The sequence below is a fragment of the Metabacillus sp. cB07 genome (assembly GCF_016839225.1).
Taxonomy (GTDB): Bacteria; Bacillota; Bacilli; order Bacillales; family Bacillaceae; genus Bacillus_P; species Bacillus_P indicus.
Genome location: NZ_CP069296.1, coordinates 454736 through 467910, shown reverse-complemented (window position 1 = coordinate 467910; position 13175 = coordinate 454736). Strand labels below are relative to the sequence as shown.

The 13175-nt window shown below is 45.5% G+C and carries 12 protein-coding genes; 1 reads left to right on the top strand and 11 read right to left on the bottom strand.

Features of this window, described 5'->3' with window-relative positions; genetic code table 11:
- Window positions 1-16: 16 nt before the first annotated feature.
- The 11 genes from JOJ89_RS02510 to JOJ89_RS02460 form a co-directional block, all read right to left on the bottom strand.
- Window positions 17-829: a carbohydrate ABC transporter permease gene (locus tag JOJ89_RS02510; protein ID WP_029567160.1), complete on the bottom strand. Its 813-nt coding sequence runs from the start codon at window positions 827-829 to the stop codon at window positions 17-19.
- On the bottom strand, window positions 826-1758 hold the full coding sequence (locus tag JOJ89_RS02505) for a carbohydrate ABC transporter permease (RefSeq protein WP_203289488.1): 933 nt from the start codon (window positions 1756-1758) through the stop codon (window positions 826-828). The genes JOJ89_RS02510 and JOJ89_RS02505 overlap by 4 nt, the downstream gene beginning before the upstream one ends.
- Window positions 1755-2867 (bottom strand): ABC transporter ATP-binding protein, encoded by a 1113-nt coding sequence (locus JOJ89_RS02500; RefSeq protein WP_203289487.1) that lies wholly within the window; start codon window positions 2865-2867, stop codon window positions 1755-1757. Before JOJ89_RS02500 ends, JOJ89_RS02505 begins: the two co-directional genes overlap by 4 nt.
- Complete coding sequence (locus JOJ89_RS02495; protein ID WP_406817991.1) at window positions 2854-3489, bottom strand: glycerol-3-phosphate responsive antiterminator; 636 nt, start codon at window positions 3487-3489, stop codon at window positions 2854-2856. Before JOJ89_RS02495 ends, JOJ89_RS02500 begins: the two co-directional genes overlap by 14 nt.
- Window positions 3490-3718: 229 nt before the next feature.
- Window positions 3719-4165 carry a threonine/serine exporter family protein gene (locus tag JOJ89_RS02490; protein ID WP_029285736.1) on the bottom strand — a complete coding sequence of 149 codons (447 nt, stop codon included), beginning with the start codon at window positions 4163-4165 and terminating at the stop codon, window positions 3719-3721.
- Between the two features lie 14 nt (window positions 4166-4179).
- Window positions 4180-4941 carry a threonine/serine exporter family protein gene (locus JOJ89_RS02485; RefSeq protein WP_029567161.1) on the bottom strand — a complete coding sequence of 254 codons (762 nt, stop codon included), beginning with the start codon at window positions 4939-4941 and terminating at the stop codon, window positions 4180-4182.
- A gap of 628 nt (window positions 4942-5569) precedes the next feature.
- Window positions 5570-8266, bottom strand: a complete 2697-nt coding sequence (locus JOJ89_RS02480) for a GTP-binding protein (protein WP_203289485.1) — start codon at window positions 8264-8266, stop codon at window positions 5570-5572.
- A gap of 321 nt (window positions 8267-8587) precedes the next feature.
- Window positions 8588-8974, bottom strand: a complete 387-nt coding sequence (locus JOJ89_RS02475; RefSeq protein ID WP_203289484.1) for an SseB family protein — start codon at window positions 8972-8974, stop codon at window positions 8588-8590.
- Window positions 8971-9375, bottom strand: a complete 405-nt coding sequence (locus JOJ89_RS02470) for a hypothetical protein (RefSeq protein ID WP_029285728.1) — start codon at window positions 9373-9375, stop codon at window positions 8971-8973. Before JOJ89_RS02470 ends, JOJ89_RS02475 begins: the two co-directional genes overlap by 4 nt.
- Window positions 9368-10690 (bottom strand): hypothetical protein, encoded by a 1323-nt coding sequence (locus tag JOJ89_RS02465; RefSeq protein WP_051827398.1) that lies wholly within the window; start codon window positions 10688-10690, stop codon window positions 9368-9370. The genes JOJ89_RS02470 and JOJ89_RS02465 overlap by 8 nt, the downstream gene beginning before the upstream one ends.
- Window positions 10691-10732: 42 nt before the next feature.
- A complete protein-coding gene (locus tag JOJ89_RS02460; RefSeq protein WP_029285724.1) occupies window positions 10733-11056 on the bottom strand; it encodes a hypothetical protein in 324 nt (107 codons plus the stop codon).
- 332 nt (window positions 11057-11388) lie between these two features.
- Here JOJ89_RS02460 and JOJ89_RS02455 point away from each other — a divergent pair, with 332 nt between their 5' ends.
- The gene (locus JOJ89_RS02455; RefSeq protein WP_029285722.1) at window positions 11389-13059 is read left to right on the top strand and encodes a glutamine--tRNA ligase/YqeY domain fusion protein; all 1671 of its coding nucleotides are present in this window, start codon (window positions 11389-11391) and stop codon (window positions 13057-13059) included.
- Window positions 13060-13175 lie beyond the last annotated feature (116 nt).

The window sequence follows — 13175 nt, the reverse complement described above, 5'->3', positions numbered from 1 at the left end:
AATTTACTCGCTCCTTTTATTTGATTGCACCTTGAGTTAAGCCTTTCTGGAAATGCTTTTGCCCGACAAATAACAGTACTAGCGTCGGCAGAATCACGACTACGGCTGCTGCCATCACCACCCCCCATTGAGACGAGATTTCCTGCGACTGCATCTGCTTCAGCCCGATTTGAACGGTTCTGACTTTTTCATTGTTTGTCACAAGCAGCGGCCACAGATACATGTTCCATGTTGTTAAGAAACTGTAGATCCCAAGCGTGATCAAGCTTGTTTTAGATACAGGCAGAACGACCCTCCAGAAAAAAAGGAACCGGCTGATGCCTGCAACCTGGGATGCTTCATAGAGCTCAAGAGGAATGGTTTTAAATTGCTGCCGAAGGAGAAACGTACCGAAAGCAAGCGCAAAAAACGGAATCGTCAGACTCGAGTACTCATTGATCCATCCAAGCTTCTGAACCGTTAAGAAGTTCGGGACCATCGTAGCTTCCCACGGAATCATCATCGTTGAGATGAAGACCATAAACAGCAGATTTCTCCCTTTAAAGGGAATAAACACAAAGGCAAAAGCGGCAAGGCTCGAAACAGCAAGCTGGCCGATCATGACAATGACCGAAACAAAGAAGCTGTTCCAGAGGAATTGAAGAAGCGGAACCTTCTCAAAGGCTGCCGTATAATTATCAAGCGTCACTTTTTCCGGCAGCAGCTTGCCCTGAAGCACTTCTCCTCCCTGCATGAAGCTGATTAAAAAGGCATAGATGATCGGAAACATCATCAGAAGGGCTGCCAGAATCAGCAGAGCATACATGAGGAATTTCTTAGCTGCACTCATCTGTAATGCACCTTCCTTTCACCGATCTTAAACTGAAGAATTGTCATGGCAAGTATGCCGAGGAAGAGAATAACCGCCTGGGCACTCGCTGAGCCGATGTTGTAATTAATAAAAGCATCCTTGTAGATGGAATACACAATCACGTTTGTTGATTCCATCGGTCCCCCCTTCGTCAAAATATCGATTTGTCCAAATGTCTGAAAAGCATTAATGAACGAAACCGTAATGACGAAAAAGAGCGTTGGAGAAAGCATTGGAATTGTGATTTTTCTGAGCTGATAGAAATAGCCCGCCCCTGATATTCTCGCACTCTCGTAAAGCTGCTCATCGATATTCTGAAGGCCTCCCAATAGAATGAGAAAAGAGAAACCGGCATTCATCCAGATGGTGGATACCGAGACGGCAAGCAGGGCGTATTTGGGATCAAGCAGCCATTGAACCTCTGTAAAACCAAGAGTCCCGACAACTTTGTTGATCACCCCGATGGCCGGATTGTACATAAACATCCAAATGACAGAAGACGCGGCCACACTCATTCCCATTGTCGAAGAAAAGAGCGTTCTGAAAAAGCCGATGCCCCTGAGCTTTTCATTGGCGATCAGCGCCAGAAAAAGGGAAAGAACAACCCCGGCAGGCACGGTGTACACCACAAACAGAAGCGTTGCTTTCATGCTGTTCTGAAAAGCGGGAGACTGCAGGAGATACGCATAATTCTCAAGTCCGGTAAAGCTTATCGGCACTCCTTGTCCGTCTGTCAAAAAGAAGCTTAAATAAATCGTTCTGAACATGGGATAAAACAAGAACACCGAAAACAGCACAATGGAAGGAAGCAGATAAAGCATGCCCTCTCCAAATGAACGCAGCTGAATCCTCTTTTCCTGCCGGACTTCCCCGCGCGCTAAAGCAGCGGGAGCTTCATTCACGTTCATATGAAGGCCTCCTGTCCAAGCACCCGGCCAGACTCCCTCGGATGTGAAAGGAGGCATTCACCGGATTGTCTGTCAAAAAGAAACACATCTTGCTCAGACACATAAAACGGAAGCTTCTCTCCCACTTTGACGTCCCACTGGCCATTCCATTTCGCAAGCCACTGCTTGCTTCCGCCAATAAAAAATGAAATAAGTGTTTCCGTGCCGAGAATTTCGACATTTGCCACTTCAGCAGAAAAGGTCGTTTTACCTGAAGCAGGCTGAATATGCTCCGGCCTGATTCCCGCAGTCAGCTTGCGCTCAAAAGCCGGAAGACTGCCTGTAACCGGAATAGTATGCTGATTTTCAATCATGATCGCACTGCCCGTGATATCTGCCGGCGCGAGATTCATAGGGGGCGCACCGATAAACGATGCCACAAATTCATTTGCAGGATTGTTGTAGATCTCAAGCGGCCTGCCAACCTGCTGAATTTCTCCGTTATTTAAAATCATCATCGTATCTGCCATCGTCATCGCTTCTGTCTGGTCATGCGTGACATAAATCATCGTAATGCCAAGTTTGCGCTGAATCTGGCGGATCTCTGACCGCATTTTCGCTCTCAGCTTGGCATCGAGATTGGACAGAGGCTCATCCATCAGACAAATAGGCGCATGCGTTACAATTGCTCTTGCAAGAGCAACACGCTGCCTCTGACCGCCAGACAGCTGTCTTGGCTTGCGTTTAAGCAGGTCAGATAACCCGAGCATCTCGGCAGCCTCAAGGCATCGCTGCTTTTGCTCCGCCTTTTTTATTTTTTTCGTGTGCAAACCGAAGGTGATGTTTTCTTCAACCGAAAGATGGGGATACAGCGCATAATTCTGGAAGACCATCGACAGGTCCCGCTTGCTCGGCGGAAGAGCATTCGCCGTTTTCCCGCCAATGACAAGCTCTCCGCCTGTCACATCTTCAAGCCCTGCAATCATCCTTAGCATCGTGCTTTTCCCGCAGCCGGACGGACCGACAAGGACGAAGAATTCGCCCGGTTCAATCACTGCGCTGATTTCTTTTATAACATCCGTTTTCGAATCATAAGATTTCGAGACGTTTTTCAGTTCAACTTTTTTCATCTGCCGTCATCCTTTCCTTCTGCGCATATTTCTTCCAAAGCCATGCTCTGCCCGTTGAGGCCGCAAGAGCTCCGCTTTCAAGCGCCTCTTCAATATGCCCCGCATTCTGGATCAGGCCTCCCGTAATGATGGGGACGTCTGTTTCATGCTTTACTTTTCTGATCATTTCAGGGATCAGTCCCGGCATAATCTCAAGTGCATCCGGCTCAATTTCATTCACCGCTTTCAGTCCGTTTGCCAGTGCGTCTGAATCAATCAGGAACAGCCTTTGAATGGTCAGCAGTCCCTCATTCTTAGCCAGCTGAATCAAAGAACTTTTCGTCGTCACAATTCCTGTAGGCCTGACAAACTTAGCAATGAACCTCAGCCCTTCCCGGTCATAGCTGATCCCGGGTATCTTTTCAAGGTGCAAAAAGACATGACGATTGTTTTTTTTCAGAAGATCCACATACCGCTTAATGACACTGATGTTCCCCATCAGCAGAAAAGCAGACTGAATATCCGTCTCAAGGAAGCGGTCAAAGCTTTTGGGATCTTTAATAGCTGCAATCAGCCTGTCTTCATGCAGCCGGCTGATAAATTCCTGATGCGTATCCAATGCTTTTTCAGCTCCCTTTTTCATCTATAGGCAAAACAAAAACCATAAAAAAACGCGGGCTCTCTAAAAACACCTATGTTTTTTTATGGTTTCTCATATTCTCAACCGAAGTTTATTCACTTGTCCTTCACAACTCCAATCTTACCTGCCGAACGTAAAGCGCGTGTGAAGGTGATGTGGATTTGTGTGAAGGGAGTGTAAGATATTTGTAAAACAATAAAAAACCTCCCGCTCAAAAAACGGAAGGTTAACGTTATTTCACTTTTGTCCGAAGCTGGGATTTTCTAATCACTTGATTGATCACTTCTGAGAAGACAAGACCGATTGCAATAGAACCGGAAATCATAAAGGCCTTTGCTGCAAGTGTAATCGCCGTATTGTAGTCATTTTCCACAAAATTGCGCATCGCATCATAGGCCATTCCCCCCGGCACCAACGGAATGATTCCGGCAACGCTGAAAATGATGATCGGCGTCTTGTAGATCTTGGCAAACATCTGGCTTGCAACCGCCACAAACACAGCAGCGATGACCGTCGCAGGCACTGCGTCATATCCGAGCCCGACGACTGAAATGTAAATAAACCATCCGCACATCCCGACGAGTCCGCATTTGACCAGAGACGGTTTTGGCGCCTGAAAAATAATGCCGAAAGCAGCAGTCGATATAAACGCTGTCAGCAGCTGTCCAATTACCCACATCATTCATTGCTCCTTTAAAATAGTAAAAATACAACCGCAATTCCAGATCCAATCGCAAATGCCGTCAAGAACGCTTCCGCTCCCTTTGAAAGTCCTGAAATCAAATGCCCGGCCATCAGATCCCTGACTGCATTTGTAATAAGCAGACCCGGAACAAGCGGCATCACTGAGCCGATAATCACCTTATCCATCTCTGAGCCAAAACCCGTTTTCACAAACAAATAGGCAAACAACCCTATCACGAAGGATGCCAGAAATTCAGAGAAAAACTTAATCGGCACAAGGCGGTGAAAATAAATCACAGAAATAAATCCCAGACCGCCCGCAAAAACAGCAGGCATAAAATCAGACCACTGTCCCTGGAACATAATTAAAAAACAGCCGCTCGCTATTGCTGCTGCAAGCACCTGCAGCCCAAGAGAATAAGTGGAACTCGCCTCTTCAATCTCTTTTAAAAGATCATAGGCCTGATCCACATTAAGCTCGCCGCTGCTGATTCTCCTGGAAATGGCATTTACCTTCGTCACCTTATCCAGATCCGTCGTCCGTTCCATAATCCGGATCAGCTTCGTCTTTGTCGGCTCTTCCGTTTCTATGGAGAAAATAATGCCTGTCGGCGTGACATAGCTGTGTGAATTCCTTACACCGTACGAGGCTGCAATCCTCATCATTGTATCCTCCACCCGGTACGTTTCCGCGCCGCTTATCAGCATAATCTTCCCCGCCAGAAGGCAAACCTCCATAATTTCATAAGAATAATTTTGCTGCGTCTCCATCTATCCGTTCTCTCCAATAGGCTTTTAGTTTTGATGTTAGGTTCCAGTTTAGCTGAGTTTTTGGGGATTATCAATTTTTGTATGAAAATATGGGGGAGGCGGGGGTTGAACTTCCTGTTTGGAACAGCCAAACTTTGTTTTCCATCTCTTGAGGGTTCTTATCATCTTGTTTAGGACCACCAAACTTCCATTTCCGTCTCTTGAGGGATCTAATCCGCTTGTTGAGTACCACCAAACTTCCATTTCCGTCTCTTGAGGGATCTTATCCGCTTGTTGAGTACCACCAAACTTTCAATTCTGTTCTTTGATGGTCCTTATCCGCTTGTTTAGGACCACCAAACTTCCATTTCCGTTCTTTGATGGTTCTTATCCGCTTGTTGAGTACCATCAACCTTTCAATTCTGTTCTTTGATGGTTCTTATCCGCTTGTTGAGTACCACCAAACTTTCAATTCCGTTCTTTGATGGTTCTTATCCGCTTGTTTAGGACCACCAAACTTCCATTTCCGTTCTTTGATGGTTCTTATCCGCTTGTTGAGTACCATCCAACTTTATTTTCCGTGTTTTGAGGGTTCTTATCCTCATCCAAAGAAAAGAGACCTCCTCTAAAATAGAAGGTCTCTTTTCACTCATCCTATAATATAAGCACTCTCTTCATTCGCCTTAACCATAAACTCAGACTGCAGCAGTCTTACTTCGAAGAGGCGCAGTGGATCGTAGTAAATTTCCGGATTTGATTTCATTTTTTCAAGCGCAGCTTTGCTGCTTGAGATGCTTGTTTCTGACTCCCGGATTGTTTCATCTACGTAAAGAATCGGGTCCTGATAGAAGATCACGATGTCGGATTTGAGCGCTTTTTCAAAGAGATCAAATTCCAGGAAGAATTTCTTTGAGATCTCCGCTGTGATTTCTTCATAGTTTTTGCTTTCCACATATTTTTTATATTGTGTGTAAAGCATAGATTTGTTTTGCGGAAGGGCAGCAAACAGTTTCCCTGCACTTTTCAGGAGGAATTCTGTCGGCTTGAACCGGAGCAGGATGTTTTGTTCTTCAACGTCTGCTCTGCTCGTCATCCGGTTCAGGTCCCTTTTCCAGTCTTCTAATACCTTAAAGTCACAGACAAGCTTCATTTTTTCTTCGCCGTACAGGCCGTTAAATGATGTGCTCATCTCGTTCAGATAGCCCTGGCTTTCATTGAGCTCTTCGTTTGTACGGACAAGCCATTCGCGAAGGGCTGTCTGTAGTTTAGGAATCAGATTGCCATGGACATATGTCCCGATTTCCTCGTTCATTTTACGGTTCAGCGTAATGTGAAGCTGGCTGAAGTCGCTGTCCTCTTTAATGTGAGCTGAGCAGCCGCGCAGGATTTTTGGAAGTTCGAGCTTCAGGTCATGCTTCATTTCAGCTGTTGCTTCGCGGTATGAAGCCGTAATTGCTGCTGCTTTTTCCTGCTCGACGTCTCTTAAATGATTCATAAATCCGTTAAGTCTCACTAAAATATCTTCGTTCCACTTGACGGTTTCCACTAGGTGGTTTTCTGTTTGCACACGCTTGTTCAAGAGGTCAGTAAGCGTTCTGCGGATATAATGCAGCAGTTTCGCTGTGCGTTTCTCTTCATGCTTCGCTCCGCGAGCGCTGAATACAGTTGAAAGGAATTCACCCAGTCCTTTCATATTTCCGGATGAAAAGGCGAATACCTGGGACTGAGGGAAAAACTGATGAATGGTCCCCTGAAGATCCTCTGCAGCTCTCCATTCGGCCGTATTCAGGATAAAATGGAACGGCGTGTTAAGCGCATATTCCTGAAGCTGCCTTAAAATTTCAAGCTCCTGCTCATTAAAAGGCGTGTTTCTGTCAAGAACAAACAGCATTCCATCTGAAAGCGGCAGAAACTCTGCCGTTTGTGCGATGTCGCTGTTCCGGCTGATTTCAGCTGTATGCAGGAGAGCCAGACGGTTGTCTTCAAGCAGTTCTGCAGGCCACTTCACTTCAGTCCAGACATCCGGGGAATCAATCAGCTCCGACTGATCGGAGCGCTTTTCTGTTCCGGTGTCTGTAATCTGGTTCATCTCAGCCAGATCACCCTCCGAGCGGACGAAAACCGGTGAACGTGTTTCTGTTACAAGGTTTTCGCCAAGGATGCGGTTAATCAATGCAGCTTTTTCGCCTTCAGGTGTTCCGCTGACAAGAACATGAGAGGTGTTTAAATCTGCAAGCTCGGAAATAAGCCATTTACTCTGATATCCGACTTCTAAGTGGTTATTTTCAGCCCAGGCCACGAGTGACTTGAACAAATCAAGGCTGTAGTCAAATCTGACGCTGTCGTGCTCTGAATCAAAGATTAATGTTTCTGCTCTTTTCAGTGATTCTGCATCCATGGAGGCAGGGAAAATCTCGTTCCAGGCAAGCACTGCCGTAGCTGCAAACAAAGCTTTCGACTGATTGGCAAGCTTCTGCCAGTTTGAAAGAAGAACAGGGACGATATCCTCCAGTTCTTTCACAAGATACGTGCCGTTTATGATGCTTAAATAGGTATTCTGATGAATATCAGACATTTTTGACCAGCTCTCAAACGGCTGAACCTCCACGTTCAGGAAAATCGTATTGACCGTTTTCAGCCATGAAAGATAAAACTCTCCGTTCCGGTAGCTGTCCCAAAGAGAGGCAGTGACACGCTGGAACAGTTTCTGGTTTTTGCGGTAAAGAGAAATGAGCGGCTGATAGAAAAATTCCGGGTCGAATGATTTTGTGTAGCCCGCCTGAACATATTCATCAAGCAGTTCGAACCATTCCGGCTCCTCTGTCCGCAGGCCTTCATTAACAGCAAGCTCTGCAGCCATTTTCCAGTCCTGCTGGTCTTCATAAAACGACCGGGCAAGATCGGTGACATTCGGATAATCGGGATCCAGATCAAGAGCTTTTTTAATAACCTTATAGGCAAGCTCGATCTTCTCTCTCAGAAGATAGAGAGAAAACAGCTCCAGCGCGACCTCCATCTTTAACGTCTTGGAGTCGCTTTTAATGCCCGTATAAATATCTTCGGCTGCAGAAAGATGGCCTAGCGCATAATAGGAATCGGCAATATTTTTTCTCGCCCACGGTTCAAGCTCATTGCTGATGTTCTCCCATTTAAAAATCGCTGTTTCATAGTCTTTGTTATGAAAATAAATCTCGCCCTGGGCATAACGGATATAGGAAAGATCGATCACTTCTTTTGCCTGCTCCTCAAAGTGAAGCTCACCGAGAACCTGAACAGGCTGTTCCGTTCTGTCTTCCATAAAACGTTCGAAATATGATTTATGAATCAGCTGTTTATCGTTTGTCATAGTATCCTCCACCTAACGTACGCTAGAAACTTATATAATGATCTATTCTATCAAAACTTTCTCCTATATGGCTTAGTTTGTGTTACCCCTTTTCTGAGGGTTTCACACCGACTATCGATCTAGTTAGTGGGATATTCATCCAAAAACAGCACAGCAAATACGATGAATACGGGTTTTACGCCGACATAATTGGCTGAAATTAGAAAATACCCGCTGAATTGTTTTGCCGTTTGTGAAGATCATCATACGAAAGACTTATTTTGTTTTAGCCGTTTTCTTATAAAAACAAAAAGAGAGATTCCTCTCTCTTTTGGCTGAATGCTATTTAAAATAGTTTTGCCCTCTCTTCATCATTCCGAGTTCCTGCGGAATGAGAAGCTTTGAGAGGGGAGTATCAGGGTTCAGGATGATTCCCGTCTGATCATCAAGCATCTGCAGAAGCTCTCTGAACGGAACCTGAACAGCCATGTTTTTCTGAAACATTTTCCGGATGGGGAATTCCGATGAGAAGACCGGAAGAAGTTTTTTTTGTTTCTTCTCCATGATGTGGACGTGATCCAGGGAAAATGGACTGTTCTTTTGGAGGCCCTGCTTTTGGACAAGCCAAACGCTGCTGTCTTTTAAAACGTCGTAAAAACCGGCGACTTTCTCATTGCTGCTCATGGCATCGATCAATGCTTTTTCTAAGGTGTTGAATGGTGTGCTCATTTTTCGCCGAATCCCAGAATCGGACTTTTCTTTTCTTGAATCTGGACGTCATCCACGCTTACTTTTTTGATGTATTCATATTTGCCTAACGAAGAAAAGCCGAGTTTGTCGACAGACTCAGGGTCCATCGACTTGAGGATAATCGTTCCGTTCTCTTCGTTTACACCTTCAATCGCAAATTCCTGGCCGCGGTAGTTGGCAGACAGCTTGTATTCATACGCATTTTCAAGCTCTGACTGGTCAATTTGCTTAATGAATACGTTCTTTTTTAGCCCCGCTGCCTGAAATCCGTTCTGAGCAGAAGCTTTATCACGCGTCCGAAGAGTCACTTTTCCGCTTCCTTCGGGAATAATCGAGTATTCCTCGCCTTTGTAAATCCCGTATTCTCCTTTTTTAATCATCGCTGGTTAACTCCTCTATGCTATAAAATCGCTGATCATATTTATCGTACATGCCGACAAGTTCTTCTGTGCCGTCCCTTACAATATAAATTTCTGCGGCGCTTGGACGAGCATTATTGCCGTAAATGGTTTCGTATTCAGGCACTATTTTCCCGTTCTCGGCAGCTGTAAATCCATGGCCTGTCTGCGGATAGCTGATGTATTCGTTCGGTTTGGCTGCATGAGGACTGTTCATTTCCTCCGCATAAGGTATCTTGAGCCGGTCGCTTTGATCCGTTGTAAATCGGATAACGGCATATTCTTTGTCCGGCGCAAACGGAGTATTCGGATAGTCCATTCTAAGAGAATGGTACATATCGTCAGATGAAACTATATCGCTGACATCTTCCATTTTGGCAATACATCCGCCGACATCTGTTATATCACCGGATAAATATAAAGCAAGCTTGTCCCCGTCAATGACTTTTTGCAGGACAGTCGTGCTTGTGACAGGCGGAACCGCCTCCCGCACACGATGCATGCTGTCCAGTTCTTCAGGCGTAAGATCTTTATAGTAGGATGACTGTAGGTCTAAAAACTCATCCTTCGTCAGTCCAGCCTCATCCAGCACCTCGCCAATCTCTGCAGCAAACCCTTTTCCCTGCGGAAGCTTCGCAAAATCAAAACTTGTGTCCATGCCGTGAGTGACAGTTGTAACTTTGGGGGCAGACGGCGCCTCGTCAGGCACTTTAGTAAGCTTGGCGGCTTTGCCGAGCTTGTCAATTCCTTTTCCTCCAAGAAGACCAAGCCCAATGGAGACAATCCCATATGTAAAAAATTCCGTCCGGCTGTACACATCTCCATTGATCACTTTTGTCTCCCACGCTTCAGTCAGCGTGTTCCACATCGTTTCAAGGGTTTCAAGGGGATGGATAATCGCCTCCCACATCGCTTCGTACGTTTCCCATTCAAACAGGGACACAAGCCCGTCCCATGCATCTGTGAGGCCGTTGCTTGCTCCGTCCCACAGCCCCGAGAAAAAACCGCCCCAGCCCGAAGAAGCAGATGCTTTTGCGGCCTCATCTGCTTCCCTCATGCCCGACGCAGTATTTTCAATATGTTTCTTGGCATCTTCGGTTAATGTATGAAAACGATTGACCAAGTGCCTGATTTCTTCCTGAAGATCGAGAGCTGTGCTCACTCTGGCGACAGATGTGAAGCGCAGCCTTGCTGATTCCCAGCTTAAAAGATCCAATGCATCACCGGTATAAGAGCGGGACCTGTCAATTCGGCTTGCGAATGTTTCAAGTTCTTCCGGTCTGATTTTTATTTCCATGAATAGCTACCTCTCCTTTATCCCGTGAATGCGGATCTTTCTTTATGCGAAAGTATCTGCAAGATGTCTGAGTCTTGCAATTTCCCCTCTCAGTTCCTGGTACAGCTCATCTTTGACATCATCTATTTGAAAAGCAACAGAACGGATTTCCGCATGGATGCTTTCATAGGCAAGCTTTGCCTGCCCTGTCCATTCATCTGCATACTGCTGATGGCTCGTTTCAAAATGAAACACCCCGTCATCAAACGTGCCCATGGCATTTTTGATGGCAGCAAGATACGCTTCAAGTTCATCTGCATCCCGGTTGTACTCAGCCTGTTTTCTTTTCCTCTCCAAGTCTTCAAAGAAGTCCTCGATCGTATCCAACAAGTTCTTTCCACGTCCTTCTTCCTGTTTTAGAAGCATCTTACTAGTTATGTTAAAATATGGGGATGATTCGTACAACTATCTATTAAACTATTTTTGCATATAGGTGAATATGACTAGAAACCCGATTCACCTTTCCTACTATTAGAATATATAGAAAACTCCGTACAGTTTATTCCTTCCTTTAAAGGTTTATTTTATACAAAAAAGCCCCGCAAGCCAAGAAACAGCTGAATTCATTTGAATAAATGCCGCGGGAAACTTATAATTGTAAAATGAACTGATGATTTATGGATATAATGAAGGTTACATAGAAGAAAGGACGATACATTTTGGAAAATAACTCGTCAAATTTTATTAAAACGATCATGAAAGAAGATCTGGAAAGCGGCAAGCATTCGACTGTCATCACACGCTTCCCTCCCGAGCCAAACGGCTATCTTCATATCGGACATGCAAAATCGATCCTCATCAATTTTGAACTTGCCGATGATTTCGGCGGCAGAACAAATCTCCGTTTTGATGACACGAACCCTCTCAAAGAAGATCAGGAATACGTTGATTCCATTAAAGAGGATGTAAAGTGGCTGGGGTATGAATGGGACGAGCTTCGTTTCGCATCCAACTACTTCGAGGAAATGTACAATCGTGCGGTTCTGCTAATTAAAAAAGGAAAAGCTTATGTGGATGACCTTACGCCTGATGAAATCCGCGAATACCGGGGTACCCTTACTGAGCCGGGAAAAGACAGCCCGTACCGCAGCCGTTCTGTGGAAGAAAACCTCGACCTGTTTGAGAAGATGCGAAATGGCGAATTCGAAACAGGAACTAAAGTGCTCCGCGCTAAAATTGACATGACGTCGCCGAACATGAACATGCGCGACCCGGTCATCTACCGCGTTTCACACGCTGTTCACCATAACACAGGTGATGCTTGGTGCATCTATCCGATGTATGACTTTGCCCATCCTCTGGAAGATGCGATTGAAGGCGTTACTCATTCCATCTGCACAACCGAGTTTGAAGACCATCGCCCTCTCTATAACTGGGTTGTTGAAGAATGTGAAATGGAAACGAAACCGCAGCAAATCGAGTTTGGACGCCTGAATATCACAAACACGGTCATGAGCAAGCGCAAACTGAAACAGCTTGTGGATGAAGGTTTTGTAGACGGCTGGGATGACCCGCGCATGCCGACTGTATCCGGTTTAAGAAGAAAAGGCTACACGGCTGATGCCATCCGCAATTTTGTAAGAGAAACAGGCGTATCAAAAGGGTACGGCGCGGTTGACGAGGCGATGCTCGAGTACTATGTGCGCGAGGATCTGAAACTGAAAGCACCACGTACAATGGGCGTGCTCAAGCCACTTAAAGTCGTGATTACCAACTATCCTGAAGGACAAACGGAAATGCTCGATGCAGAAATCAATCCGGAAGTACCTGAAATGGGCTCGCGCCAAATTCCATTCGGACGTGAAATCTACATCGAACAGGATGATTTCATGGAAGATCCTCCGAAAAAATATTTCCGTCTTTTCCCTGGCAACGAAGTTCGTCTGAAGCATGCTTACTTCATCAAATGTGAAGAAGTCATCAAAGATGAAAACGGCCAGGTCATTGAGCTCCGCTGCACATATGATCCGGAAACTAAGAGCGGCACCGGCTTTACAGGCCGTAAAGTAAAAGGCACCATCCACTGGGTGGAAGCATCGCAGGCCGTTCCAGCAGAATTCCGCCTGTACGAGCCGCTAATCCGCGATGCAGACCTTGAAGCTGAAAAAAGCGAAGAAGAAGCAGAGGAAAAAACATTCCTCGATTTCGTCAATGAAAACTCCCTGGAAGTGGCGCAAGGCTTTGTCGAGCCAAACATGAAAGAAGTAAAGGCACACGACAAGTTCCAGTTTTTCAGACACGGATACTTTAACGTTGACCCTAAAAACTCGACTCCTGAAAAAGCGGTCTTCAACAGAATCGTATCGCTTAAGAGTTCGTTTAAATTATAATAAACCTGAAAAGACCTGATTTCACGAGCTGAAATCAGGTCTTTTTCCTATTTTTATTCAAAACATTTCTTCATCTTTCGTCAGCGGTCCATGTTAAAACCTGTCGCTTCATGACA